This is a genomic window from Aquabacterium sp. NJ1, assembly GCF_000768065.1.
Taxonomy (GTDB): Bacteria; Pseudomonadota; Gammaproteobacteria; order Burkholderiales; family Burkholderiaceae_C; genus Aquabacterium.
Genome location: NZ_JRKM01000001.1, coordinates 2,883,570 through 2,909,532 on the forward strand (window position 1 = coordinate 2,883,570; position 25,963 = coordinate 2,909,532).

The 25,963-nt window shown below is 64.3% G+C and carries 27 protein-coding genes; 18 read left to right on the forward strand and 9 right to left on the reverse strand.

The features are described from left to right. Positions 1 to 8: 8 nt before the first annotated feature. Positions 9 to 656: a hypothetical protein gene (locus tag JY96_RS12295; protein WP_152606484.1), complete on the forward strand. Its 648-nt coding sequence runs from the start codon at positions 9 to 11 to the stop codon at positions 654 to 656. Between the two features lie 57 nt (positions 657 to 713). Here JY96_RS12295 and JY96_RS12300 read toward each other — a convergent pair whose 3' ends face one another. Next, a complete protein-coding gene (locus JY96_RS12300; protein WP_035037791.1) occupies positions 714 to 992 on the reverse strand; it encodes a type II toxin-antitoxin system RelE/ParE family toxin in 279 nt (92 codons plus the stop codon). After that, positions 989 to 1,258: a CopG family ribbon-helix-helix protein gene (locus JY96_RS12305; protein WP_035037792.1), complete on the reverse strand. Its 270-nt coding sequence runs from the start codon at positions 1,256 to 1,258 to the stop codon at positions 989 to 991. Before JY96_RS12305 ends, JY96_RS12300 begins: the two co-directional genes overlap by 4 nt. A gap of 416 nt (positions 1,259 to 1,674) precedes the next feature. Here JY96_RS12305 and JY96_RS12310 point away from each other — a divergent pair, with 416 nt between their 5' ends. The 3 genes from JY96_RS12310 (at position 1,675) to JY96_RS12320 (ending at position 3,136) form a co-directional block, all read left to right on the forward strand. After that, a complete protein-coding gene (locus JY96_RS12310) occupies positions 1,675 to 1,920 on the forward strand; it encodes a GlsB/YeaQ/YmgE family stress response membrane protein (RefSeq protein WP_035037796.1) in 246 nt (81 codons plus the stop codon). Between the two features lie 95 nt (positions 1,921 to 2,015). Next, positions 2,016 to 2,237 (forward strand): hypothetical protein, encoded by a 222-nt coding sequence (locus JY96_RS12315; RefSeq protein WP_035037798.1) that lies wholly within the window; start codon positions 2,016 to 2,018, stop codon positions 2,235 to 2,237. A 161-nt stretch (positions 2,238 to 2,398) separates the two neighbouring features. After that, complete coding sequence (locus tag JY96_RS12320) at positions 2,399 to 3,136, forward strand: hypothetical protein (RefSeq protein ID WP_035037801.1); 738 nt, start codon at positions 2,399 to 2,401, stop codon at positions 3,134 to 3,136. A 3-nt stretch (positions 3,137 to 3,139) separates the two neighbouring features. Here the strand turns inward: JY96_RS12320 and JY96_RS12325 are convergent, their stop codons facing one another. Continuing rightward, a complete protein-coding gene (locus tag JY96_RS12325) occupies positions 3,140 to 4,735 on the reverse strand; it encodes a PAS domain-containing sensor histidine kinase (RefSeq protein ID WP_081961221.1) in 1,596 nt (531 codons plus the stop codon). Positions 4,736 to 4,893: 158 nt separating this feature from the next. On the opposite strand from JY96_RS12325, the gene JY96_RS12330 reads away from it, so the two are divergent. The 4 genes from JY96_RS12330 to JY96_RS12345 are packed head-to-tail and all read left to right on the forward strand — an operon-like array spanning position 4,894 to position 7,158. After that, entirely contained in the window at positions 4,894 to 5,235 is a 342-nt protein-coding gene (locus tag JY96_RS12330) for a hypothetical protein (protein ID WP_035042577.1), read from the forward strand. A gap of 12 nt (positions 5,236 to 5,247) precedes the next feature. Then, positions 5,248 to 5,859, forward strand: coding sequence for a transglutaminase family protein (locus JY96_RS12335; RefSeq protein ID WP_035037806.1), 612 nt, complete (start codon positions 5,248 to 5,250; stop codon positions 5,857 to 5,859). Between the two features lie 57 nt (positions 5,860 to 5,916). Next, positions 5,917 to 6,624: a hypothetical protein gene (locus JY96_RS12340; RefSeq protein ID WP_152606485.1), complete on the forward strand. Its 708-nt coding sequence runs from the start codon at positions 5,917 to 5,919 to the stop codon at positions 6,622 to 6,624. A 30-nt stretch (positions 6,625 to 6,654) separates the two neighbouring features. Next, positions 6,655 to 7,158 (forward strand): hypothetical protein, encoded by a 504-nt coding sequence (locus JY96_RS12345; RefSeq protein ID WP_035037812.1) that lies wholly within the window; start codon positions 6,655 to 6,657, stop codon positions 7,156 to 7,158. A 25-nt stretch (positions 7,159 to 7,183) separates the two neighbouring features. Here the strand turns inward: JY96_RS12345 and JY96_RS12350 are convergent, their stop codons facing one another. Beyond that, entirely contained in the window at positions 7,184 to 7,465 is a 282-nt protein-coding gene (locus JY96_RS12350; protein WP_035042581.1) for a DUF427 domain-containing protein, read from the reverse strand. Positions 7,466 to 7,596: 131 nt separating this feature from the next. Between JY96_RS12350 and JY96_RS12355 the strand changes: the two genes are divergently transcribed. Continuing rightward, the gene (locus JY96_RS12355; protein WP_052162944.1) at positions 7,597 to 8,601 is read left to right on the forward strand and encodes a D-2-hydroxyacid dehydrogenase; all 1,005 of its coding nucleotides are present in this window, start codon (positions 7,597 to 7,599) and stop codon (positions 8,599 to 8,601) included. Beyond that, complete coding sequence (locus tag JY96_RS12360) at positions 8,598 to 9,899, forward strand: glycerate kinase (RefSeq protein ID WP_035037814.1); 1,302 nt, start codon at positions 8,598 to 8,600, stop codon at positions 9,897 to 9,899. Before JY96_RS12355 ends, JY96_RS12360 begins: the two co-directional genes overlap by 4 nt. Positions 9,900 to 9,952: 53 nt before the next feature. Here JY96_RS12360 and JY96_RS12365 read toward each other — a convergent pair whose 3' ends face one another. Continuing rightward, the gene (locus JY96_RS12365) at positions 9,953 to 10,627 is read right to left on the reverse strand and encodes an START domain-containing protein (RefSeq protein WP_035037817.1); all 675 of its coding nucleotides are present in this window, start codon (positions 10,625 to 10,627) and stop codon (positions 9,953 to 9,955) included. 278 nt (positions 10,628 to 10,905) lie between these two features. On the opposite strand from JY96_RS12365, the gene rpe reads away from it, so the two are divergent. Beyond that, positions 10,906 to 11,589 carry a ribulose-phosphate 3-epimerase gene (gene rpe, locus JY96_RS12370; RefSeq protein WP_035037820.1) on the forward strand — a complete coding sequence of 228 codons (684 nt, stop codon included), beginning with the start codon at positions 10,906 to 10,908 and terminating at the stop codon, positions 11,587 to 11,589. A gap of 56 nt (positions 11,590 to 11,645) precedes the next feature. Here the strand turns inward: rpe and JY96_RS12375 are convergent, their stop codons facing one another. Then, positions 11,646 to 12,293 carry a PEP-CTERM sorting domain-containing protein gene (locus tag JY96_RS12375; protein ID WP_035037823.1) on the reverse strand — a complete coding sequence of 216 codons (648 nt, stop codon included), beginning with the start codon at positions 12,291 to 12,293 and terminating at the stop codon, positions 11,646 to 11,648. Positions 12,294 to 12,428: 135 nt separating this feature from the next. On the opposite strand from JY96_RS12375, the gene JY96_RS12380 reads away from it, so the two are divergent. The 3 genes from JY96_RS12380 (at position 12,429) to JY96_RS12390 (ending at position 15,989) form a co-directional block, all read left to right on the forward strand. Beyond that, positions 12,429 to 13,586 carry a pyridoxal phosphate-dependent aminotransferase gene (locus tag JY96_RS12380; protein WP_035037826.1) on the forward strand — a complete coding sequence of 386 codons (1,158 nt, stop codon included), beginning with the start codon at positions 12,429 to 12,431 and terminating at the stop codon, positions 13,584 to 13,586. 158 nt (positions 13,587 to 13,744) lie between these two features. Continuing rightward, positions 13,745 to 14,797, forward strand: a complete 1,053-nt coding sequence (locus tag JY96_RS12385) for a putative solute-binding protein (protein WP_035037829.1) — start codon at positions 13,745 to 13,747, stop codon at positions 14,795 to 14,797. 145 nt (positions 14,798 to 14,942) lie between these two features. Beyond that, entirely contained in the window at positions 14,943 to 15,989 is a 1,047-nt protein-coding gene (locus tag JY96_RS12390) for a putative solute-binding protein (RefSeq protein ID WP_035037831.1), read from the forward strand. Position 15,990: 1 nt separating this feature from the next. On the opposite strand, the gene JY96_RS12395 is transcribed toward JY96_RS12390, so the two are convergent. Next, positions 15,991 to 17,664: a hypothetical protein gene (locus JY96_RS12395; RefSeq protein ID WP_235333912.1), complete on the reverse strand. Its 1,674-nt coding sequence runs from the start codon at positions 17,662 to 17,664 to the stop codon at positions 15,991 to 15,993. A gap of 365 nt (positions 17,665 to 18,029) precedes the next feature. Here JY96_RS12395 and JY96_RS12400 point away from each other — a divergent pair, with 365 nt between their 5' ends. Further along, entirely contained in the window at positions 18,030 to 18,251 is a 222-nt protein-coding gene (locus JY96_RS12400; protein WP_035037835.1) for a 2TM domain-containing protein, read from the forward strand. Positions 18,252 to 18,336: 85 nt separating this feature from the next. Here JY96_RS12400 and JY96_RS12405 read toward each other — a convergent pair whose 3' ends face one another. Both JY96_RS12405 and JY96_RS12410 read right to left on the reverse strand, forming a co-directional pair. Then, the gene (locus JY96_RS12405) at positions 18,337 to 19,677 is read right to left on the reverse strand and encodes an Hsp70 family protein (protein WP_035037837.1); all 1,341 of its coding nucleotides are present in this window, start codon (positions 19,675 to 19,677) and stop codon (positions 18,337 to 18,339) included. 67 nt (positions 19,678 to 19,744) lie between these two features. Next, positions 19,745 to 20,746, reverse strand: coding sequence for an AraC family transcriptional regulator (locus tag JY96_RS12410; RefSeq protein ID WP_035037838.1), 1,002 nt, complete (start codon positions 20,744 to 20,746; stop codon positions 19,745 to 19,747). 178 nt (positions 20,747 to 20,924) lie between these two features. On the opposite strand from JY96_RS12410, the gene JY96_RS12415 reads away from it, so the two are divergent. From JY96_RS12415 to JY96_RS12425, 3 genes are all read left to right on the forward strand, one after another. Further along, entirely contained in the window at positions 20,925 to 22,517 is a 1,593-nt protein-coding gene (locus JY96_RS12415) for an NAD(P)/FAD-dependent oxidoreductase (protein WP_052162464.1), read from the forward strand. A gap of 191 nt (positions 22,518 to 22,708) precedes the next feature. Beyond that, the gene (locus JY96_RS12420) at positions 22,709 to 24,295 is read left to right on the forward strand and encodes an NAD(P)/FAD-dependent oxidoreductase (RefSeq protein WP_081961224.1); all 1,587 of its coding nucleotides are present in this window, start codon (positions 22,709 to 22,711) and stop codon (positions 24,293 to 24,295) included. A 158-nt stretch (positions 24,296 to 24,453) separates the two neighbouring features. Next, positions 24,454 to 25,896 (forward strand): carboxypeptidase-like regulatory domain-containing protein, encoded by a 1,443-nt coding sequence (locus JY96_RS12425; protein ID WP_152606486.1) that lies wholly within the window; start codon positions 24,454 to 24,456, stop codon positions 25,894 to 25,896. The last annotated feature ends 67 nt before the right edge of the window (positions 25,897 to 25,963 follow it).

Sequence of the window (25,963 nt, forward strand, 5' to 3'; positions counted from 1 at the left end):
ACACACCCATGCGCGCCTTTCGACTCATCACCGCCACGCTGCTCCTTGCGTTCTTGTCCTTTCCAGCCCTGGCTGACCCCGTTGCCGCATCCGCACCGGCCCAGCTCACCGCAGAGTGGTGGCAATGGGCCATGTCCACCAGCGAAGAAGACAGCCCGGTGGCCGACACAACCGGTGCCCGCTGCGCCGTGAACCAGCAGGGCGATACATGGTTCCTGGCGGGCGGTTTCGGTTCGTCCAAGATCCAGCGAACCTGTTCGGTCCCCGCAGGCAAGCAGCTGTTCTTCCCGCTCATCAACATGGTGTACTGGCCTGCCCGGGGCGCACGCGCCATCACCTGCGCTGGCACCAAGGCATCCGCCGCGCTCAACAACGACACGGCCCTTGACCTGTTCGCGGAGCTGGACGGCACGCCCATCAACGATCTCAAGCGCTACCGCATCACGTCCAGCGAGTGCTTCGACGTGTTTGCGCGCGTGCCCGCCGCCTTGCACCCGTACAAGGCCTTCCCTTCGGCCACCGATGGCTTCTGGCTGCTGTTGAACCCCTTGCCGCCCGGCCGGCACACGCTCAAGTTCGGTGGCCGGTACAACCGCGAATCGGCGGACTATGGGCGCATGGTGCAAGACATCGAATACGTCTTGAACGTGCAGTGAGCATGGGCAACAGCAAGCTCAAGTAGCGACGCGCCGAAACCATGCAAAACGTTGGCATCAACGAAGCGCTCGCGTGTGCCACAAGCGCAAGATCCAGATATCCCCGTTGGCAGATATTTCGTACCGCATTTCATAGTCGCCAACGAGGATATACCGCACCTCCCGAGGTTCGAATTCCGTCAGCCTCGTGCCGATCCTTGGTTGGGAAAGCAGCAGGTCTGGCCCCTCGGTCAACCTGCGTACCACTCGCGCTGCTGCTTGCTGGTTCACCGGGCGCAAGAATTCATACAACCGCACCAGATCCCCGTGGGCTGCGCTGGTCCAGTTGATCGTCATTCAGGCAATGGCCCCTGCTCGTCAGTACCCAACGTTGCGGCCCACGCCTTCACGTCTTGGTGGCTTAACCCACGCTTGGCATCCACGTCATCCATGGCCTCCAAGGTCATGCGGTAGCGCTCTGCCTCGCGGTCCACGAAGGCGGCCAGCGCTTGCTTGAGCACCCAACCCCTGGAACGATCCAGCCTGGTAGCAAGCTGGTCGACTTGTTCTGCCAGTGGCAGTGGCACGTGGGCCGTCATTACGCGGGTGTCCGGCGAGGGCATGAATCACTCCTAATCACTTTCAATCATTCTAGCGAAACTCGCGAGTCTTGCCCACCCAACGCGGATGTCAGAATGGCCTTGTCTTTGGCATGCTCATGGCCTGCCGCGGTGCCCTTCGTGCTTCGGCGTCGGGTATCGCCAATCAGCCGAAGCGGGCTACGCCTCAGCCCGATACAACCTGGGTTGCATCTATGCCCCTCAGGCCTGCACTGCACCAAACGGGTTGAACACCTCCAGGCCCGGCGCATTGAAGTTCACCACATTCCGTGTGGCCGCGGACCCCGCAAATTGTCGGGAAACAGATCCTGATCGAAGGATCTGCCAAACTGGGCTTCTTTGAAAAGTGACCACGGGTTGGCGTTGCGTCTGGCCTCACGCCAAAGCACGCGCCTAACCCCTCAACTTTGGAGGTTCCCATGAGTCTGCTCTGGTTTCTTATCGTCGGCGTGGTCGCTGGCTGGTTGGCTGGCAAATTGGTCAGGGGTGGCGGTTTTGGGCTGGTGGGCGACCTGGCCGTGGGTGTCGTTGGCGCCTTCATCGGCGGGTTCCTCTTCAACGCGCTGGGGGCCTCGGCCGGCGGGGGGCTGATCGGCAGCATCGTCGTGGCGACGATCGGTGCCGTGGTGCTGCTGGTGGTGGTGCGCCTGATCAAGCAGGCCTGATTGTCGCGAAATGGATCCTGCCCGTTAAATCTGTCAAAATGTTCAGCGTGAACATTGATTCACCTCCGCATAAGTCAACCAGGGTCCCCAGCCGCATGAAATCGACCCCCAGGCGCTACATCGAGCTGACGCACATCGGCCCCTATCCCACGGGGCCGCACATTGCCTATGAGTGCGGCAGCTGTGGCGAGGTGGTGCCTTCGGCGCCGGTGGCATCGGCCTCCTGCCAATGCGGCAACATCATCGTGGACCCGGCTGAAAGCTGCGTCACCGTGGGTGAGTTGGCCACCATCAAGGCCTTCCGCACGCAGCCCTGAGGGCTCGCCATCTGTTGACGTGGGCCTGCTATGCGGCCCGGTGCCCATCGAGTCGGTTTAGGCATTCGGTTGAGTAGACAGCGCCCAAGTGGCTTGCATATGCTGGTTTCGGGGTCATTGCACCCCCATTGAATTCAAACCCATGCATGCAAGGAGCGGTCATGCTGCGCACCACCACCACCGTTGTCATTCCACTCGTCTCGGCGGGTGTTTTGCTTTCAGCTTGTTCCACGATCGGGGACAAGATCGATACCAGTCTGGCGACCGCAACGGAGTCGCTCAAGACCACCCGTTCCACGACGTATCAGACCTTTTTGCTGAACAAGTCGGGTGCTGGCAGTGACGTCAAGCGCCAGCTGAACACCGATCTGCAAGAGCAGTTTGTCAGGTCGCTTTCTTATTGCCGCCAGCGTTTCGCCAAGGATGAGTACGACATTTCTCATCTCAAGGTGCAGAAGAACCAGTCATCCACCTGGGGCGCCTTGTCCGTGCTGATAGGCAGCGTGGCGGCCTACACGCCGGCGAAGGTCGTGTTGACGGGCTTTGGCGCATCTTCAACCAGTGGCGGTTCGCTGGTGGCCCCGTGGACCGAAACCTTCACGGATGACTCCACCCGCAAGGTCACCGAGTTGCAGGAACGCAAGGCCAGCTTGTGGAAGCTGCAAAGCCTTTATGGCGTGGGTGACTACGCGCAAGACAAGGACCCCGATGGGGACAAGCGCCTTTGGTTGATCAACCAATTGCCATTTGTGTGCGACGGGACCTTGGCTCAGCCCGCCAATGGGGATGCGGCCGCGGCCGCCAACTCGGCTGCTGTGGCAGCCAGCGCCGCTGTCAGTGCGGCCTCCGCAGCGGAAAAGGCCGCATCGGCCGTGATGGCCTCACCAGCCGGGCAATAGGCTTCAGTGGTTGGTGGCCGCGCTGCGTGCCAGCCTGAGCGTGAAGGCCGAGCCCTTGCCGGGCTGGCTTTCCACCAGCAGCTCGCCGCCCATCAAGTCCACCAGCACCTTGCTCAGGGCCAGGCCCACGCCGGTGCCTTCCACGCTCGTGGCTTCGGCGCCCAGGCGGTCAAACGGGGTGAACAGCCGTGCTAGCTGCTGGGCGGTCAGCCCGACGCCGGTGTCTTCCACGCGGATGTCGATGTGCGTGTCGCTGCGGTGGGCTGACACGGTCACGCGGCCTTCGGGGCGGTTGTACTTGATGGCGTTGGACACCAGGTGGTTGATGACCTGCTGGGCCCTCATCGGGTCAGCCATGGCATGAAAGGCTTCATGCGGCACCAGGCGGTTGACCAGTTCCACCCGCATGGCATCGGCCAGGGGGCCGAAGTGCAGCAGGCTGGCTTCCACAAGTGGCGCCAGGTCCAGGGCCGCGCGTTGAACGGTGATGCGCCCCAGCTCCGCACCGGACAAGTCCAGCATGTCGTCCACCAGTTCGACCATGTGCTGGCCGCATTGCAGGATGATCTCGTTGCGTTGCCGCTGCGTGGCGTCCAGGCCGGGTTGCATCAGGTTGAGCTGGGCATAACCCATGATGCCGTTGAGCGGTGTGCGCAATTCGTGGCTCACGCGTGAGAGCAGCATCGTCTTGTTGCGGTTGGCGGCGAGGGCCACGTCGCGTTGCACACGCGCCTCTTCCACGTGGTGCCGCTCGGTGACCTCCATCAGGGTGCCGGCCAGTTTGAAGATGTGGCCTTGCGGGTTGCGCACAGCCATGCCGCGAGCTTCGACCCACCCGATGCCGCCGCCAGGCTTGAAGTACGCCAGCTCGATCAGGTAGGGCTCACCAGTCCGGGTGGTGTGCTCGATCTGCCGGGTCAGGCGTGCCCAGCTCTCGGGGGGGTAGAGGTGTGCGCGTTCGGTGTAGGGGGGCAGCGGCTGGGAGGGGTCAAGGCCGAAGATGCGGTACATCTCGTCAGACCACCTCGGCGCATTGGTGTCGAGATCCAGCTCCCAGCTGCCGATCTGGCCCAGTTGCTGCGCCTCACGCAGGGCGGTTTCGCTCTGGCGCAGGCATTCGTAGGCGTGCTCGCGTTCGGCGACCTGGGCGCGCAAGGCGGCTTCGGCCTCTTTCAGTTTGGTGACCTCGGTGACGTGGCTCATGAAGCCGACAGCCTTGCCGTCGACCATGTCGGGGATGTAGGTGGCCAGGCTGTGGCGCTGCACGCCGTCCTTCCCCGGTACGACCCGCTCGAAGAGCTGCTCCTCGCCACGCAAGGCGCCCCGGATGTAGGGCTCGTTGAGCGCGAACAGTTCAGGGCCAAGCAGGTCTTTGATGTGGGTGCCGATCAGGCCTGCCGGGTCCACGCCAAACCATGTCTTGTAGGCCTTGTTGGCAAAGCGGCAGCGCAGGTCGGCGCCCCAGTAGGCCAGCATGGCGGGCACGTGGTCCACCAGCATGTGCATGAAATCGGGGACCTGGTGGCTGTGCCGTACATCACTGGGGGGCGATGGCGGCGCCGCTTCGGTCATCGATCTGAAGGGCTCCGCATTCGGCATGTCGATACTCCCTGGGGCATGGCCTCATCATGCATTGTGCACAAGCTGGGTGCATTGCACCATCCCGTCAAGCTGTCCGCAATCCCAAATCTGGTCTTTGGTGGCCGCTTGCGTTGCGTTGGCGCAAAATGGGTTCTCAGCAGCCACAGGAGCCCGCCATGGCCATCCCGCACGTCGCTTCGGGTCAAGTCGTTCCGCTCATCCCCTCGCCGGGCGACACCACATCGGCCCAGACGGTGGCCCTGTTCAAGACCGAGCACCTGGAGGTGATTCGCCTGGTGCTGCCCACGGCCAAGGCCTTCCCGCCGCACAAGGTGGCGGGCGACATCACGGTGCAATGCCTGCGGGGCGCGATCAGTTTCACCATGGGGGATGAGGGCAGCGAGCGTGAGCAGGTGCTGTCTGCCGGCGAGATGCTGTACCTGGCTGGCGGTGTGCGCCATGGGCTGGTCGGGCTGGAGGACGCCACGGCGCTGGTTACCATCGTGCTCCACACCTAGAACAAGTCAGGCATGCAACCCTATCTGGCCCCCAGCACCTACATCGACTTTGATCACCCCACCGTGGCCGCCCAGGCTGCGGCCTTGGCCGAGGGCCTGCAGCGCGCGCCACTGGCCCTGGTCAAACGCTGCTTCGAGTTCGTGCGCGACGAGATTCAGCACAGCGGGGACGCCATGCGCAACCCGGTGACCTGCAAAGCCTCGGATGTGCTCCAGCACCGCACCGGCTATTGCTACGCCAAGAGCCATTTGCTGGCCGCCCTGTTGCGCGCCAATGGCATCCCCACGGGCCTGTGTTACCAGCGCCTGTCTGTGGGCGACCAGGGCGCGCCGTATTGCCTGCATGGCCTCAATGCCGTTTACCTGCCCAAGTTCGGCTGGTACCGGGTGGATGCGCGTGGCAACAAACCCGGCGTCAACGCGCAGTTCACGCCCCCGCAGGAGGCCCTGGCTTTTACCCTGCAAGACCCGATGGAGCGCGACCTGCCCGAGATCTGGGCCGAGCCCTTGCCTGTGGTGGTGCAGGCGCTGCTCGCACACGACGATGTGGGCGAGTTGTCGCGCAAGCTGCCTGATGTGCCCTTGCTGGCTGCATCCCAGACTAGGGATAGCCGGCACACCTGATTTCGATTGCAATTGGCCGCACCTCAGCGAGGTGGGATGAACAACAGGAGCGACATCGTGAACACAGACACGTCCCCTCCGGGTAAATCCAAGTCCCACACCAAGGTCTGGCTGGCGGTCGTGGGCGTGGCCGGCTCCCTCATCGGGATCGTGCCACCGGTGATCACCGCGTTGCGTTCCATTCCCACGGTGAGCCAGCCTGGCAATGGCAACACGGCCATGGTGGGCAGCACCGTCAACTCGAACAACCAGACGCAGAACACGTATGTGTCGATGTGGGTCGAAGGGGCGCGCACGATCTTCGGCGCCGCGCCCAAAAGCGCGCAGGTGGCGGCCCGATCCGGCGTGATCCCCGAGCCGCTGGAACCGCCAGCCGCAGGGGTGCCCCAGGCCAAGCTGGAGCCTGAGCCCGGTGCGCTGGGCACCATCGTGGTGAACGCCTCGCTGATGAACGATGCCACCTGGGGCCCGGAGCCCTCACGCGTGGGGCGGCTGCTGAACTTCAGGTTTCACGTCGAGGCCTCCGAGGTGGCCGACAAGGTGGGCACGCTGGACGTCACCTTGAGCCGCGAGGGCAAGGACGTCTGCACGATCTCGCTCAACACCAAGACCTCGGCACTCGCCCGTGGCGTGCGGTGGGGCAATTCGGATTGCCTTGACACCCTGGCGCCCAACGCGGTGGTGGCTTATCGCGCCCGGGTCAAGGCCGCAGACATGGTGCCCATGGCGGTGCGCCTGGATGCGGTGCATGCCGTACGCAAATAGATGGCAACACGGCCATCCGCAGGAGGCCCCATGTGCGACGTCTTTGGCCATTTTGCAATTGACAAGGACAAGCTGGAGCTGGTGAAGCTGGTGGTCAGCATCATCAGCCTGATGAGCTTGATCGGGATCTTCGCGGCCATGCTGTCCATGCGGGTCACGGTCTGCAACCAGCTGTATGCGCGCTGGCAATCACTGCTGTTCAAGTTTGCCGATGTGCAGGACGCGCATGAAGAGCTGAAACTCGCCTATGCCAAGGCGCAGACCAATCGCACCAAGGCCCATTTCATTGCGGTGGCCTACGTCAACCTGTTTGAGGAGGCCTACCGCTACAGGCATGCGCGTTTCGCCTGCATCTGGCCCATCCTGCCCGAACCCTTCTGGGACTCGATCGTCAAGTCGATGACCAAACAGTTCTCGAACTACCTGTACCTCAGAACCTTCTGGGCGACCGAGCAAGACAGCTTCTCGGATGACTTCAACGCCTTCGTGCAAAGCGACATCATCCCCAAGTGCCCGCGGTTCAATGAGGCGTGAGCGTTGACGCGTCTGGCGAGCCCGTTCACTCCACGATCTGCACGCCGGGGCCGAAGGCCACGCGGCCTTTGATCTCCTGCGCGGCCTCGGTGGGCTCGGGGTAGTGCCAGATGGCGTCGGGCTTCATGTCGCCGTTGACCAGCAGGCTCATGTAATGCGCCTGGCCCTTCCACACGCAGCTGGTGCGGTGGTTGCTGAAGGTGGTGTATTCCTTTTTGAGCGCATGCTCGGGGAAGTAGTGGTTGCCTTCCACGGTGACGATGTCATCGCTTTCGGCCACGGTCACGCCGTTCCAGATGGCTTTCATGTCGGGTCCTTTGATGGGGGTCTGGCTGGTGGTGATGCTTGCGTGCTGCTTGCGCGCTGGATGCCGAATCATCGCACCACCGCGCAGGCATGGCCATGGTGAAATACGTTTCCATCTGGAGACGCCCCACCATGCCTCGCCCCTCCGTACCAGCCTGCCAGGTCGTGTTCCTGGACGCCGGCACCTTGCCCTGCGGCTTGCCTTTTGACCAGTACCTGGACGCGCCGCTGTTGAGCCAGCTGGCCTACCAGGCCCATGAGCGTACGGCCCCGGCCGAGGTGGCCGCGCGCGTGGCCCAGGCCGAGGTGGTGGTGACCAACAAGGTGCGCCTGGGTGCCGAGTTGCTGGCACAGGCGCCCAGGCTCAAGCGCATCTGCATTGCGGCGGCCGGCATGGACAACGTGGACCTGCAGGCCGCACGCAGCCTGGGCATCACGGTGCACAACGTGCCGGACTATGGCAGCGACTCGGTGGCCGAGCATGTGCTGGCCACGCTGCTGGCCTTGTGCCGGCACCTGGCCACGTACAGCGCGGCGGCCACGGATGGGCGTTGGTCGGCCTCGCCGCACTTTTGCTGGCATGGGCCGCGCATCCTGCCGGTGGGCGGCTCGACGCTGGGCATCGTCGGGCGCGGGCGCATCGGGCAGGCCACGGCGCGGCTGGCGCAAGGCCTGGGCATGCGGGTGCTGTTTGCGCAGCGCCCTGGTCGCGAGGCCGCTGAAGACGAGCGCCCGCTGGATGACTTGCTGGCGCAGTGCGATGCCATCAGCCTGCATGTGCCACTCACACCCGATACACGTGGCTTGATCGACACCCGCCGCCTGGCCTTGATGAAGCCCGATGCCGTGTTGATCAACACCGGCCGTGGTGCCCTGGTGGACCCGCATGCGCTGGTGGCCGCCTTGCGCGCACAGCGCCTGGCCGGTGCCGCCATCGACGTGCTGGAGGTTGAGCCCCCGCCACCCGATCACCCTTTGCTGGCGCCAGGCACGCCCAACCTCTTGCTGACGCCGCATGTGGCCTGGGCCAGCGAGCAAGCGCAGCAGCGCCTGGCAGCGCGCCTGGCCGAGCAGGTGGCGCAGCATCTGCGTGAACGCGCCACGCAGGTGCAGGCCCAGCAGCCGGGGGCGGCATGAGCTCGCCCGGCAAGAACCCGCCCGACTTGCTGCGGCATCTCTACAGCGTGGCCGTGGCCCGCGCGCACCCGGCGGTGGTGCTGCCCGCGCATTTGCCCTCGCCGCCCAAGGGCCGCACGGTGGTGATCGGGGCGGGCAAGGCCAGTGGGGCCATGGCGCGTGCGCTTGATGCGGCCTGGCCTGCAGACCGGTCGCTGAGTGGCGTGGTGGTCACGCGGTATGGGCATGTGCCGCCCAACGAAGGGGCACCAGCCCGCATCACCGTGCTGGAGGCCGCCCACCCCGTGCCGGACGAGGCCGGCTTGCACGCCACACACGCCATCGTGGCCGCCTTGCAAGGCCTCACGGCCGATGACCTGGTGATCGCCTTGATGTCCGGTGGTGGTTCGGCCCTGCTCACGCTGCCGCTGCCCGGCTGGGCCTTGATGGACGAGCAGGACCTGCACCGCCAGCTCTTGCGTTGCGGTGCGCCCATCGCCGACATGAACACGGTGCGCCGCCACTTGTCGGCCATCAAGGGTGGGCGTCTGGCCGCGCTGTGCGGGCCCGCACCCATGCTGACCCTGGCCATCTCGGATGTGCCGGGCGACCGCCTGGCGGACATCGCCAGCGGCCCTACCGTGCCCGATCCTTCCACCTGTGCCGATGCCCTCGCGGTGATCGACCGTTATGGCCTGGCCCTGCCCGCCGCCCTCATCGGTCAATTACGGCGTGGTGAGCTGGAAACGCCCAAGCCGGGTGACACCCTGTTTGCGCACCACCGTGCCCGTTTGATTGCCACCCCCCAGGACATGCTGGAAGCCGCCGCGCAAGCTGCGCGTGAGGCCGGTTTGCAGGCCCACATCCTGAGCGACCGCATGGAAGGCGAGGCCCGCGCCGTGGGCCAGGTGCACGCCGCCCTGGCCATGCAGGTGGCGCGCCATCAACAGCCCTTCAAGCCGCCTTGCGTGCTGCTCTCGGGTGGTGAGGCCACGGTCACGCTGGACGCCATCGCGCAGCAAACCGGCAGTGGCGGGCGGTGCTCGGAGCTGATGCTCAGTGCCGCGCTGGCTTTGCAAGGTGAGTCGGGCGTCTTCATGCTGGCGGCCGACACCGATGGCATCGACGGCCACAGCGAGGCCGCCGGCGCTTTCATCACCCCGGACACCTTGGCGCGCGCACAAGCACAAGGCCTGGATGCCCGCGCCATGCTGCAAACGCATGATTCCGGCCGCTTCTTCGAGGTGCTGGGCGACCGCGTGCTGCCCGGCCCCACGTTCACCAACGTGAACGACTTTCGCGCCGTGTTGATCACCTGAGCGCGTCACCTGAACGCGTCACCTGAGGGCACGCATCGCCCCCGGCGCAGACGTCAGGACGGGAACACCAGGCGCTTGCCCAGCTGGCGCAGCGGCGGGCTCTGGGCGTACAGCTTTTCAGGGTCCACGTAATGCGCCTTCATCACGTACTGGCGCATCTTGTCCATGGACTGGCGCGGCACCGTGGTCACCACCATATTGGCCAGCCCCGTGGGGATGGCGCCACCCGGGTCACCATGGCCTTCCAGCTCGACAGCCGTGCGCGTGGGCGACAAGGGGCGCAGCGTCCATGAGGACTTCAGGTTGGGCATGCGCACATGCTCGGCCTGAGGCGGCAGGATGCCGTCCTTGCTTTCAACGTCCACGTAGATGGCCAGGGTGTCGGGGTCTTGCCGAACCTTCACGTGCGCCACCACATCGCGCGAGCGCACCGGCCAGATGCCGTTGATGGCCATGTACACATAGGCATCATTGGGCCCCTGGCCCTGCAGGAAGCGGGCCTCGCGCAGCAGGAAGAACCACTCGTGCATGGTGGACACGTCGGCCAGTGTGGCCACCACCTGCTTGATGGGCGCGTTGATCTCCATCACGCCCTTGAAGTCCTTGAGCGGGTTGCCGGGCAACTGGCGGGTGTAGATCGCAATGCCATTGCTGTCGCCGTCCAGCGTCCACACGCTCTGGTCCGCCCGGGCCATGAAGGGCGTCAGCAGCATGCAGGCCAGCAGCATGTGAAAAAACGCCCTGCAAGAATGGGTGAAACGGTGTGCGCGTGTCATGCCCTCATTAACGCCTGGGGTGCCAGGTCAGGTTGCGCGTGTTTTCCCCCGGTTCGGCCCTGCGGCCATGCAGATGGCGCGATTCGCCACACTTTGCAGCTGGCGCAAACCGGGGGGATCCCTACGGTTCGCGATAAACGTGGGGCTGACCCCATGTGGGCAGGGGCGGGCCGGTGTCAATAGAATCACGGTCTGGCTTTTGCCCACCAACTGACACAAGGCACCTCTCCATGTCGCGCACCTTCCGCATCGCCCCCAGCATCCTGTCCGCCGACTTTGCCCGCCTGGGCGAGGAGGTTCGCAACGTGATCGACGCCGGCGCGGACTGGATCCACTTCGACGTGATGGACAACCACTATGTGCCCAACCTGACCTTCGGGCCCATGGTGTGCCAGGCGCTGCGCAAGCACTCGGTCAAGGCCGACGGCACCAAGGTGCCCATCGACGTGCACCTGATGGTGCAGCCGGTGGACGCCCTGGCCCAGGCCTTTGCCAAGTCCGGCGCGGACATCATCACCTTCCACCCCGACGCCAGCGCCCACGTGGACCGCACGCTGCAGCTGATCAAGGCCGAAGGCTGCCAGGCCGGCCTGGTGTTCAACCCCGCCATGCCCATCGACGTGCTGGAGTGGGTGATCGACAAGGTGGACGTGGTGCTCTTGATGAGCGTGAACCCCGGCTTTGGCGGCCAGAGCTTCATCGACAGCGCGCTGCGCAAGGCCGAGAAGGTGCGCAAGCTCATTGATGCCTCGGGCCGCGACATCCGCCTAGAGATCGACGGTGGCATCAAGGTGGACAACATCCGCCGCGTGGCCGATGCCGGTGTGGACACCTTCGTGGCCGGCAGCGCCATCTTCGGCCAGCCCAGCTACAAGGGCGTGATCGACGCGATGCGCGAAGAGCTGGCCAAATAAAAACGGGCCCCGCGGGGCCCGTTCGGATCCAGACGGATCAAGGGCAGACTGAGGTCTCAGCCCCGACGCTGACGGCGACGGGCCGCGGCCACCAGTGCCGCCACGCCCAGGCCCATCAAGGCCATGGATGAAGGCTCGGGCACCACGCTCACGGACAGCACCTCGAAGCCCAGGATGGCCCCGGTCTGCGAGCCATCGCGCTGCATGAAGCCATAGGTCAGCGACGAGTGGCCATCAAAGGCGCTGACATCAACGCTGCCGGGCAGGCCCATGCCGTTGATCACACCGGTGTTGCCGGGCTTGGTGGTCAGGTTGAAGCCAAAAGCCCCCGAGTCATAGGTCACGCCATCCACAGACATGGTGTAGCCACTGCTCATGCTGAAGCCGTCTTCCACATTGCCGCCCATGTTGTCGTAGATGCGGACAGACGGGTTCTGTGCGCTCACGCTGTGGCCACCAATGTTGGCCGTGACGCCGCCCGAGCCGAATGCGTATTCGGCCATCATGGTGTCGTAGGGCGCGGGCAAGCCCCCGTAGTCATTGACCGGGTCGTTGCCCAGAAAGTGGCCGCTGAACACGGTGCCACTGCTGACGCCACTGAGGCTGCCGTCCGTGTAGGTGACGCGGGCTGTGAAATCGAATTCGTAAGCTTGAGCCGAAAGGCTGACGATGGCCATGACGGCGCCTGCGACGATGGTGCGCATGGGTTTCTCCCTTTGGTTTATTGGAGTGGAGATGCTAGCGCCTGCCTGAACGTTAATCGGAAACCGGTTGTTTCGACGCGCGGCGCCACGGCGGGAAGCGGGCTGGGTCAGCCGCATTGACGCTATCCTTTGCGGATGCCTGCCAGTCCCATCCAGTTCACCTCCCGCCTGCCCCAGGTCGGCACCACCATCTTCACGGTGATGTCGGCCCTGGCGCAGCAGCACGGCGCCATCAACCTGTCGCAAGGCTTCCCGGACTTCGACGCGCCCGCCGACCTGCTGGCCCTGTTGAACGAGGCGACCAAGGCCGGCCACAACCAGTACGCGCCCATGGCCGGTGTGCCGGTGCTGCGCGAGGCGATCGCGGCCAAGGTCAACGCGTTGTACGGCGCCAGCTACGACGTGGCCGACGAGATCACGGTCACGGCCGGTGCCACGCAGGCCATCTTCACGGCTGTGGCCGCCATGGTGCACCCGGGTGACGAGGTCATCGTGTTCACGCCCGTGTACGACAGCTATGGCCCCGCCATCGAGCTGCAAGGTGGCAAGGTGGTCTATGCCGATCTGAGCCTGCCCGATTACCAGCCTGACTGGGCCCAGGTCCAGGCACTGATCACGCCGCGCACGCGCATGATCATCATCAACTCGCCGCACAACCCCACCGGCGCGGTGTGGTCGGCCGATGACATGGCCGCGCTCGAAGCCCTGGTCAAGGGCACCGACATCGTTATCGTCAGCGACGAGGTCTACGAGCACATGGTGTTCGACAACGCACGGCATGAGAGCGTGTTGCGCTACCCCGGCCTGGCCGAGCGCAGCTTCGTGGTCTCCAGCTTCGGCAAGACCTATCACATCACCGGCTGGAAGGTGGCCTACTGCCTGGCCCCGCGCGAGCTCATGGCCGAGTTCCGCAAGGCGCACCAGTTCATCGTGTTCACGGTGCATGCGCCCTCGCAGTACGCGCTGGCCGAGTTCATGAAGCGCCCGGGCTGGTACGAGCAGCTCAAGGCCCTGTACCAGGGCAAACGCGACATCTTCCGGCAGGCGCTGGGCGGCTCGCGTTTCGAGCTGTTGCCTTGCCAGGGCACCTACTTCCAGTGCGTGAAGTACAGCGCCATCAGCAACGAGGGCGACCGTGCCTTTGTCGAGCGCCTCACGCGTGAGCATGGCGTGGCGGCGATCCCCGTGTCGGCCTTCTACCCGAATGGCGACGACCATGGCGTGATCCGCTTCTGCTTTGCCAAGTCGGCGGCCACGCTGGAGCAGGCGCTGGAGCGGCTGATCAAGCTGTGAGCCCGTTGTGGCCCCGAGGCGACGTACCAGCTTGACGCACAACATGAATCTGCACGTGGGACGCAATCCGTTACATCCCTTGCGCTGATCGGGGTGAGGCCAGGGGCGTGTGCCCTGAGAATGCCTGACTCCGGTCATTTCAGGGACGCATCCAAGCCATGAAAGCTGTTCTTCGTTTTGCCGCCTCGGCCTGCATGCTGGCCACCCTGGCGCAGCCTGCCCATGCCGCCGCCCAGAAGTTCTGCGTGTTCGACTTCCTGGGCGCCTCGGGGGACATGTTCAACCTGGCCAAGGACTACGCCGTGGCCATGCAGCGTTATGGGGTGGACTTCGAGCTGCGCGGCTTCAACAACGAAGCGTTGGCTACCGAAGAGTTCCGCAAGGGCAGCTGTGATGCCTTGGTGGCCACGGCCTTTCGCACGCGCCAGTTCAACTCGGTGGCGGCTTCGGTCGATTCGCTGGGCTCGACCACCATCTTGCGCAATGGCAAGGTGGACATGGCCGGCACCTACGAGGTGCTGCGCAAGCTGATCCAGACGTATGCGGCGCCCTCGCCCCAGGTCACCAAGCTGATGACCAATGGCGAGTATGAAGTTGGTGGCATTGCCCCTGCCGGTGCAGCCTACCCCTTTGTCAATGACCGCAGGCTCAGCTCGGTCGAGGCCCTGGCTGGCAAGCGCATCTCGGCCTTCGATTACGACAAGGCCCAGGCGGCGATGATCCAGCGCATCCACGCGGTGCCCGTGTCCACGGACATCTCCAACTTCCACCTCAAGTTCAATGCCGGCCAACTCGACATGATGGCCGCGCCCACCATGGCCTACAAGCCGCTGGAGCTGCAAAAGGGCATGGGCAACAAGGGTGGGGTCACGCGCTTCCCGCTGCTGATCGTGTCCTACCAGATGGTCTTCAAGCGCGACAAGTTCCCCGAAGGCTTCGGCGAGAAGTCGCGCGAATTCTGGATGAGCCAGTTCGACCGCGTGCTGCAGATCATCCGCACGGCCGACTCCACCATCCCGCCCATGGCCTGGATCGACATCGAGCCCGAGGACGCCGTCAAGTACACGCTGTTGTTGCGCGAGTCCCGCATCCAGCTGGCCCAGCAGGGCCTGTATGACAAGCGTGGCCTCAAGGTGATCAAGCGCATCCGCTGCCATGTGAACCCGGCAGACCCGGAGTGCGCGACCAAGTCGGAAGAGGACTGGAAGTAAGCCACCGAGGCGGTGCCCCCAAGACGAGCCCCCTGCATCCAGAGGGGATCAGAGGGTTTCTGGTGAGTCGCCGGCATTTAACGAGCATCAATAATTCGGGCTTCCTCTGCTGCCTGGGTGCAGCGTGTTTGACAGGGAGCCCGATATGAACCGACCCGCGCGTTTGCTGACCGCGTCAACGTTGGCCCTGGCGGCCGCGTCGGCCATGGCCGCGCAGAAGCTGTGTGTTTTTGATTTCCTGGGGACCTCGGGGGATGCCTACGGCATGTCCAAGGACTACGCCGTGGCCATGCAGCGCATGGGTGTGGACTTCGAACTCAAGGCCTATACCAGCGAGGCCGTGGCCACCGAGGACTTTCGCGCCGGGGTGTGTGACGCCGTCATGGCCACCGCGTTTCGCACGCGCCAGTTCAACCCGGTGGCCGCCTCCAGCGATTCGCTGGGCGCCACCACCATCTTGCGCAAGGGCACCATCGACATGGCCGGCACCTACGAGGTGCTGCGCAAGCTGATCCAGACCTACGCCACGCCCTCCCCGCTGGTCACCAAGCTGATGGTGCAGGGCGACTACGAGGTCGGTGGCATCCTGCCCATCGGGCCGGCCTACCCCTTCGTCAATGACCGCAAGCTGAGCTCGGTCGAGGCTTTGGCCGGCAAGCGCATCGCCGCCTTCGACTACGACAAGGCACAAGCGGTGATGATCCAGCGCATTGGCGCGCACCCCGTGTCAGCCGATGTGAGCAACCTGCACACCAAGTTCAACAACGGCCTGGTGGACATGATTGCCGTGCCCACGCTGGCCTACAAGCCGCTGGAGCTGCAAAAGGGGCTGGGCACCAGGGGCGGCGTGGCGCGCTTCCCCATCATGGTGGTGACCTACCAGGCCATCTTCCGGCGCAGCCGCTTCCCCGAAGGTTTTGGCGACGCCTCACGCGCCTACTGGCTGGCCCAGTTCGACCGGGTGCTGCAACTGGTCAAGACGGGGGACGCGTCCATCCCGCCCGCCCAGTGGATCGACATCGGCCCCGAGGAGGCCGTCAAGTACACGCTCATGCTGCGCGAGGCCCGCATCGAACTGGCGCAGCAAGGCCTGTATGACAAGCGGGGCTTGCGCGTCATCAAACGCATCCGCTGCCATGTGAACCCTTCCGACCAGGAGTGCAGCACCAGGTCGGAAGAGGATTGGAAGTAACTCAGTTGGCGCCGACGGCCTTGGCGGCATTGAACAGCCACAGGGTCTCGGCGTTGGGTGTGGTGGTGGTGAGGCCACGCAGCAGGCCCACGGTGAGGTTCGAGACCGCCGCACTCAAGGTGCCACCATTCCAACCTGCCAGCGTGCTGCTGTTGGCGATGATCTGGGTCTTGTCGCCCGCCAGGTTGTGGCTGCGCACGGTACCGCTCTCGTTCCACAGCAGGTAGCTGCTGGGCACTTCGCCGCCGATGGTGGTGCTGGTGTCATTGATGACGGTGACCAGGCTGGCCGAGTTGCTCAGCGTGGCCAGGCTGTCGCTGTTACCCAGGTCCACGCGGGTCAAGGCCGAGGTGTCTGCACTGGTGTCGAGTTGTTGGCTGATCACCAGCACTTCGCCGGCATGGGCCTGGATGCCCACGCGTGAGGTCGGGCCGCTCAAGGCCACCTCACGTTTTGCGCCATCCTTCTTGACGATGGTCAGGGTGTCGCCGCTGTCACGGCGGACCACCATGGCCAGCGAGCTCGGGGTCATGGCACTGGTCGCAACTTGGGGCAGTTGTTCGGCGGTTGGCACGATGTCCAGGCTTGCGACTTTTTCCGCGCTGCTTTGTGCGGGTTTCATGCGCCACAGGGCCAGTTCAAACTGGGCGCTTTCGGCAGCGTTGGCAGGCGGTACCTTCGCCGCATCCACGAAGTACGTGGCCGTCTCATCCGTGTGCACCAGTGGCACCTGATCGAGGTTGAGCGTGGCCACCGGGCTGGTAGCCAGCGTGGCCGTGGCCCAATCCAGCACGCGCACGTCAGCGCCTACGCGCAGGTAGAGCTTGCTGGTGGTGCCCGCGACCTTGCTGAACACCGAAACGGTGGGGTAGCTGGTGGTGGACGGGCCCGTGGTGGTATCGGTGCTGGTCGAACCTGTGAGTGCACCGTTCACCACATCGGTGGTTTCAATTTTGCCGGCGTCCAGCTGGGCCGCATTGACGATCACCAGCTTGTGGTTGTCGATGTCGTTGCCGAGGAGGCCGGTGACCGAGCCACTGCCGTCACGTTGGACGTCCAGCAAGGCCGGGGTAGAGGCCGTGACAGCGGCCTGCACCGACGAGAGCGTGGTCTTGGGGGCGTCATCCGGTGTGTTGCACTTGCCATCGGCGCCGGCCGTTGTGTAGCTCAAGTAGCTGGTCTCGGCGTTGCCGTCACGTTCCACAACCCGGCGCACCTCGCAGGCATTGGCCTCGGCGGACACCTGGCGCGCCACTGGCTTGCTCAGCACATTGCTGGCGTGCTCCAGCGAGATTTCATAGAGCTTGTGCTGGTAGACGTAATAGGCCTTGGTCTGGCGGCCAGCCACATAGCTCTTGCCGTCGGCGGACACGGTGAAGGCTTGCGCCAGCTTGGGGCTGCCGTAGGCGTCAACGGGGGTGGTGGTGACTTCGGTGCCCGTGGTGTCGTCGACCAGGCTCAGTACCGAGGTCACGGTGTCTTCGCCGCCGCCATTGCCTGGCGTGGTGGTGTTGCGCACAGCAGCCAGGTAACTGGCCGTGGTGGCGGTGCCGGGCGTTTCGCTGCTGGGCGAGGCGTTGGTGCTCGCAGGGGTGTTGTCATCGCCGCAGCCACTCAGCAAGGTGCTGGTGGCCGCCAGGGCCAGCATGCTGGACGCGATGAAAAGGCGCTTCATGGCCATGATGGGGTCTCCTCGGTATCGGTATGGGTTGCAATGACAAAGTCACCGTGACGCCGGTGAGGCGTGCCATGGGGAGCCCGCCTCATTGTTCCGAAGAGGAGCACCGAAAAAATCGTGATGGAAGTCACAAATATGGCCTGGGCCATTCTGGCCAAGCCTGTCCGAATCGCCTCTTCGGGCTTGCCCTGATACGAGGCGCGATCCTGTAACCAGATGCGATAACAAGGCCGTCAGGTGGAACGGGATGTAAACGCGACAGCCTGGGGTGCCGGGTCAAGTCTTGGCGCACACGGGCAAGTCTTGTTGGCCACAGCTTGTCAAGATCGCGGCTCGTAGTTCACAGCATTCGGAGACAAGACATGGCCGCAGGCAGCAAAGGTTTGCAACTGAGTTTCGCGATCCACGCGATGGTGTACGTGATGGTGATGGTGGGCTTGTGGCGCATCAATGCCACCACCAGCAGCCAGTACGACTGGGCCGGCATCGTGGCCTGGGGCTGGGGCATCGGCCTGGCTGCCCACGGCATGGTGTGGCTGGTGTTCGGGCGTGGTGGCAAAAGCCGGGCCCGTACCGCGCGCTGATCAAAGGCGCGATGATCCGCGGAGGCTGGTGCGAGATCGGGCTGGCGAGATCAGTGGATCAGACCAGCCTGATCACACCAGTCTTTCAGGCCTGGCTGCCATACAGGCGCGCCGCATGCAGGCCCAGGCCCGTGGCTACCGAGGCCAGGCGGTCGCCGCGCACGGCCTTGGCCTCAGGGAAGGCCGCTTCCAGTTGATCCGTCAGCAGCTTCAGGCCGGTTGAACCGCCGGTGAAGTACAGGGCGTGGATGTCGCCAGGCTGCACGCCCGCTTGCGCCACCGTGTCGCGCGCGCAGGCCACGATGCGGCCCAGGTCGGGGTTGAGCGCCTTGTCCACCTGTGCGGCATTCAAGGGGCTGTGCAGGCCCTTTTCAATCAAGGTGAGGTCGATGTCCGTGTCGCCACCTTGCGCCACCGCGATCTTGGCGGCTTCGGCGCGGCCCACCAGGGCGTGGCCCAGGCGCTCCATCACGACCTTGATCAGGCGCTGGTGCTGCACCGGGTCGCCATAGAAATCCGCCATGGCGCGCAGCTCGGCCACGCGCTGGGGCTGGTACACCGTGTTGATCAGGTGCCAGGTGGTCAGGTCGAAGTAGACGCGGCTGGGCACGGGGCGCGGGTCGGCGCCCTTGATGCTGGGCCCGAAGCCGCCATAGCCCAAGGGCGGCATCACGCTGGCCAGCGAGATGTGGCGGTCGAAGTCGGTACCGGCGATGTGCACGCCGTGGTTGGCCAGGATGTCTTCGCGGCGGTCCAGCCGCTTGGCGCGCTGCGGGCCCACGCGCACCACGGAGAAGTCGGACGTACCGCCGCCGATGTCGGCCACCAGCACCAGCTCTTCCTTGCTGATGTGCTGCTCATAGTCGAAGGCCGCGGCAATCGGTTCGAACTGGAAGGACACGTCCTTGAAGCCCACGGCGCGCGCGGCGGCTTCCAGTGAGGCTTGCGCGGCCTTGTCGCGCTCGGGCTCGTCGTCCACGAAGAACACGGGGCGGCCCATGACCACGCTGTCCAGGTTCTGGCCGCCTGCCTTCTCGGCTTGCGTGCGCAGGTGGCGCAGGTAGCCGGTGATCACATCCAGGTACTTCACGCCAAAGCCGTGGCCGACCTCGGTGGTCTGGTCCACCAGGGCGGTGCCCAGGATGCTTTTCATGGAGCGCATCAGGCGGCCTTCGTAGCCGTCGATGTAGGCCTGCACGGCAGCACGCCCGAAGGTGCGTGGCAGGTTGTCATCGAAGCTGCTGCCGCGCCAGGTGCCGGGTGGCAGGTCATCGGCGTCCGTGCAGTAGAAGACGGCCGTGGGCATGGTCAGGTGCTCGCCTTCCAGCGGCACCAGGCGCATGCCGGGGCCCGCGCTGTCGGTGGCGGCGCGCGCGATGGCAATGGCCGAGTTGGAGGTGCCGAAGTCGATGGCGCAATAGCTCATGGGCGGGGAGGCGGTATCAGGGTAATGCGGGGCAGGGGCGCGATTGTAGGCGTGGACAAGCCGCTGTTCATTGCTCGCGGAACTCGCCCGGCGTCATGCCGGCCCAGCGCCGAAACGCGTGGATGAAGGCGGCGGACTCGGCATAGCCGATCTGCGCGGCGATGTCTTCGATTGGCAGCCTGGTGTTCTTGAGCAGATAACGTGCCTTGGCATAACGTGCGTCGGCCAGCAGGTCGCGGAAGCTGCGGCCGTCTTCGCTGAGCTGGCGGCGCAGGCTGCGCTCGGACATGTCAAAGGACTTGGCCACATCCTCTGCGGAAGGAAAGTGGCCATTGAACATGCCCAGGTGGTTGAGCACGCGGTCAGCCAGCGAATCACTGGTGGCTTCCTGCTGCTTGAGCTGCTGGTCGCACATGGTGCGGTACATGGCGTGCGCGTTGGCGTCGGCCGTGGGCAGCTTGATCTGCAGGTACTCGTTGCGCAGCCAGAAGCGCACCTCGTGCTCGCCCCAGCGCACAGGGCAGCCGAAGTGTTCTTCATAAGCCAGGGCTTCAGGCGGCTTGGGGTAGGGCATGTCCAGCCGCTCGGGGCGCAGGTTCAGGCCCATGGTGGCCTGCATGTCGCGTAGCATCTTGTAGGTGCCCGAGGCCTCGCCATCGACCCGGAAGCGGAAGGCCTTGGTTGGCATCATCATGGGGTCGAGGATCAGGGCGCTCAGGCGTTCGCCAGGCTCCAGCCGCAAGGTGCCATACAGGTAGGTCAGGCGCTGGTAGCGGATGCCCGTCTGGATGGCCTCGTAGGCGGTCGGGCAGGTCATCAACAGCATGACCAGTGGCCCATAACCCGCCAGACCAAAGAAGCTGCCCATCTTCAGCCCGATCAGCGGGTCGTGCAGGGTTTCGGCCCATTCCGCATAGATGCGCAACTCGCGCGCCCGCTCGATGCGCGTCGTCGGGTCCAGCTTGTCGCCGGACAAGCCATGGCGTTGCAGCACGGGCTCCGGGTCCTCGCCCAGTTGCTTGAGGCCCTGGACCATGTAGATCAAACCCAGGATAGAGCGGGTGGTCATGCGGTGTTGATGTGGATCAGGCGGTGACCGACATGGCCAGGGAGACAGGCAGCCTGGCCGAAAAAATCAATCGAGTGCCGAATTTAGCATGGCCCGCAGGGCCGCGCATGCGCACCATCCGACACGACGCGTCAGACGTCACAAGGACCACGAGACACAACGAGACAAAAGGTGTTGCATGCCCGCTTCCTCTCCATCCCTTCCTTCGTCGCTTTCATCTTCCGCGCAGAAGTTCGTTCGCCAGGTCGACGTGCTCATCACTGGCGCGGGCTTTGGTGGCCTGTGCATGGCTGCGCAACTGCGCAAGGCCGGCATCCAGGATGTCGTGATCCTGGAGAAAGCCGCCGAGCCCGGCGGTGCCTGGCGCGACAACCACTACCCCGGTGCAGCCTGCGATGTGCAGTCGCACATGTACTCCTACTCTTTCGCCACCAAGCCTGACTGGTCACAGCGCTATGCGCCCTGGCATGAAATCAAGCAGTACATCTTCGATGTCATCGCCAGGTTCAAGCTGGCGCCTTTGATTCGCTGCAATCAGGAGGTGGTGGGCGCGGCCTTCGACGAGACCACTGGCCGCTGGATGATCAAGACCGCGTCCGGTGAAACCTACCGCGCGCGTTACTGGGTGCTGGCCACAGGCCCCTTGCACGTGCCTGCCATCCCTGACATCAAAGGCCTGGCCGACTTCAAAGGCAAGGTCATGCACTCCGCCCAATGGGATCACGGCTACGACCTGACGGGCAAGACGGTGGTGTCCATCGGCACGGGCGGCAGCGCCATCCAGTACGCACCCGAGATCGCCAGGCAGGTCAAGCAGCTCTACATCTACCAGCGTTCGCCCGCCTGGGTGGTACCGCGTGACGAGCGCACCTATACGGACTTCAACAAGACGGTGTTCAAGCTGCTGCCCTTTGTGCGCACCCTGCACCGCTGGCAGCACTACTGGACCAACGAGGTGCGCGTGTGGCCCATCTTCCAGCCCAGGCTGGGCGCGCGCGTCGAGCACCTGCTGACCACCAGGTTCATTGGCCGCGCCGTGAAAGACCCGGCCGTGCAAAAGAAGCTCACACCCGACTACCGCCTGGGTTGCAAACGCATCCTGATCTCCAACAAGTGGTACCCGATGTTCAACCGGCCCAATGTGGAGCTGGTGACCGATGCGATCCAGGAGATCACGCCTACCGGCATCGTCACGAAAGACGGCAAGGAGCGCCAGGCCGACTGCATCATCCTGGGCACCGGCTTCGTGGTGGACCCACGCATCTACATGAAGCACTTCGAGCTCAAGGGCCGCGGCGGCCACACCCTGGCCGAGGACTGGAAGACCAGCCCGACCAGCTACTACGGCGTCACCACGGCCAACTACCCGAATCTGTTCCAGCTGGTGGGGCCGCACACGGGCCTGGGCCACAACTCCATCATCTTCATGATCGAGGCCCAGGTGAACTACATCATCAAGTGCATGAAGCTGGTCAAGGCCAAGGGCGCCGATTACATCGATGTGAAGCCACAGGCCATGCAGCGCTTCCTGGGCGAGATGACCGAGGCGCTCAAGGGCACGGTGTGGACCTCGGGTTGCAAGAGCTGGTACCAGACGGCGGACGGCATCAATTTCGCCATCTGGCCCAAGTCCACCTGGAAGTACTGGCTGGAGACGCTGCGTGTGCGTGAGTCCGACTATGAGTTCGTGACATGCCGCAAGCCAGCACGCGAAGCGGCCGCTGCGCCCGAATCCGGTCTGGGTGGCGCGCAGCCTCAAGCGGGGCGGTGACCCCCGGGTAAACCCTTTTGACCTGAATCAAGCAAACCGCGGCGCTGGGCACTCTGCCACATGGGCTGGCCGAAACGATCAATTTCTCGTTGAAGTTGAGCATGGCGTGAGCGGACACCGCCCGCCAACATGGCAACACGTTCGGAGACAAACCGTTCCATCACAGACCCACACACCCACAGAGGGCCGCCATGACAGATCAAACCGTTTCTTCTTCCCCCGTCCGCGAAGTGGAGGTCGCCATTGCCGGTGCCGGCTTCGGTGGCATCTGCATGGCCATCCAGCTGCAAAAGAACGGCATCAACGATTTCCTGATCCTGGAAAAGAAGAGCGAAGTGGGCGGCGCCTGGCGCGACAACCACTACCCCGGTGCCGCATGCGATGTGCAATCGCACATGTACTCGTACTCGTTCGAGACCAAGGCCGACTGGACCAAGCGCTACGCGCCCTGGAACGAGATCCAGCAGTACATCCTGGACACCGTCAAGAAGTACAACCTGCGCCCGCACATCCACTTCAACCAGGAAGTGGTCAGCGCCGTGTTCAACGAAGGCACGGGCAAGTGGGTCATCAAGACGGTCGGCGGCGAAACCATCATGGCGCGCCACTGGGTGCTGGCTTCCGGCCCGCTGCACGTGCCTGCCATCCCCGACATCAAGGGCTTGAAGGATTTCAAGGGCAAGGTGATGCACTCGGCCGATTGGGACCACAGCTACGACCTGAGCGGCAAGAAGGTCGCCTCCATCGGCACCGGCGGTTCGGCCATCCAGTACGTGCCCGAAATCGCGCCCAAGGTCGGCAAGATGCACGTGTTCCAGCGCACACCGGCGTGGGTGATCCCGCGTGACGAGCGCAGCTACTCGGCCTTCCGCAAGTGGACCTTCAAGGCCTTGCCCTTCACCCGCACGCTGCACCGCTGGCGCTGCTACTGGACCAACGAATCACGCGTGTGGCCCATCCTGAACCCCTGGATGGCCCGCATCGGTGAAGGCCTGCTCAAGAAGTTCATCTCCTACCAGGTGAAGGACCCCGCCCTGGTCAAGAAGCTCACGCCGGACTACACCCTGGGCTGCAAGCGCATCCTGATCTCCAACAAGTGGTACCCGACCTTCAACCGCCCCAATGTGGAGCTGGTCACCGACGGCATCCGCGAGATCACGCCCGACGGCATCATCACCAGCGATGGCAAGGAGCGCAAGCTGGACTGCATCATCCTGGGCACCGGCTTCATCGTGGACCCTCGCATCTACATGAAGAGCTTCGAGATGCGCGGCCTGGGCGGCCACACCGTGCAGGAAGACTGGAAGGTCAGCCCGACGTCCTACCTGGGCATCACCACGTCCAACTACCCGAACATGTACCAGCTGGTCGGCCCGCACACCGGCCTGGGTCACAACTCCATCATCTTCATGATCGAGGCACAGGCCGAGTACATCATCCAGTGCATGAAGAAGGTCAAGGAAAAGGGCGTGGACTACATCGACGTCAAGCCCCAGGCCATGACCCGTTTCCTCGGCGAGATGACGCAAGCCCTGCAAGGCACCGTGTGGAGCTCGGGCTGCAAGAGCTGGTACCAGACGGCAGACGGCATCAACTTCGCCATCTGGCCCAAGTCCACCTGGCGCTACTGGCTGGAGACCCGCACCGTCAATGAAGGCGACTACAACTTCGTGAAGTGCGGCGGGGCCAAGACATCGGGCAAGACAACGGGTGCAGGCACGACCGGCATCGGTGGGCTGGCGGGTGACCAGGCCATGGCACGGGTGGCGCAGCGCTGATCACGCGCCTGTTGATGGTTTGAAGCGCCGCGCTTGTCGCGGCGCTTTTGTTTTGGCGCGGCACGTGATGCCTCTGTGCTCCCCCCATGCCGGGGAAGTGCGGGGGCGTGGGAAACGCCTACACTCGCGCCCACAAACATCAACAGGAAGGATCTGCCATGAAATGGCGTGCAGCTGCATTGGTATTGTTCTCGTGTGTCCTGGCCGCTTGTGGCGGTGGGGGCAACTCGAATGACGCGAAGCCCCAGTCGACCCAGGTCGAACAGCAGGCGGTGGTATTTGGCCTGGTTCGAGATGAGGCTGGGCAGCCCGTTCAAGGTGTGAAGGTCACGTCTGCCGGCTTGCAGGCGAGCACCGACGCCAAAGGCAACTACCAGTTGAACGTGCCCCTGAGCGGCAACCGCACCGTGGTGCAGTTCGAGCGGGATGGTTATGCGCTGCAAACCGGCGTGTCGGATTTCCCTGCTGGTGGCAACGGCGTGCGTGTGAACGCCACGCTGCAAAAGCTGGGCTTGAACGTGGCGATCGCCAACCTGGCCACGGCGCAGTCCTTCAGCCTGCCGACTTCGGTCAAACCCATTGTCGAGTTTGGTGGTGATGCACTGGTGCGTGCCGATGGCGCCGCGCCCACAGGCCCCGTCACGGCGCGCCTGACCGTCATCGACCCCAAGGCCGATCTGGGCTTGATGCCCGGCAACTATCTGGCGAAAACGGCATCGGGCACGCAGCCCATCGAGTCGTATGGCGCGATCCAGTTCACCCTGCGTGACGCCGATGGCAGCGTGGTCAACCTCAAGGCAGGTCAGACGGCTGTGATCCGCATTCCGGCCGTCAAGGCCAGCCTTTCCGCCACGATGCCGGCTTCCGTGCCGCTCTACCACTTCAACGAGCAGACGGGTTATTGGCAAGACGAGGGTGTTGCTACCTTGAAGCCAGATGGGTCCGGCGCGCCGTCTTACTACGAAGCCACGGTGCAGCACTTCAGCACCTGGAACGCCGACAAGCCCTATGACACCGTGACCCTGACGGGTTGCGTGCAAGACCTCAGCGGCGCTCGGGTGGGGGCCGGCCTGACCGTGGTCAGCGTGGGTGGCGATTACCTGGGTAGCGGCACGGCGATGACCAACGCATCGGGCCAGTTCAGCATCCAGGTCAAGCGCAATGCGCTGAGCCAGTTGACCGCCTTCAGCTACGCGCCAGCGGCCGTCAGCGACCAGGTTGTGGTGCAGGCCACTGCGCAGGATGGCGCGTCATCGCAGTGCCTGCGCATTGACTTGCAGGGCGCTGCACTGGCCTCTTACCAGGGCACCTATGTGGGCACCTATACGGGGCTGGACAAGGGCAACTTCACCGTGGCGATTGGGAGCAACGGGATGATTGCCGGCTCGGGTGTGTCCACGCAGGGGAATGGCTCATTCGGCGTGAGCGGCCAGGTCAGTGCAGCGGGTGCGGTGTCCTTGAACGCGGCCCAGGGCCAGGCTGGCATCGCCACCTTCAGTGGCACCGTCAATGGACAGACAGGTGCACTCAGCGGCACCTGGACCTACCTGCCGCAAACCGGCCTCACAGGCGGCGGCACCTACCAGGGCCAGCGCCAGTGAGCCATTGAATCTGGCTTGGCAGCTGGCCGCAGCGCGATGCCTGCTGCCAGCTTGGGCCCTTCAGTTG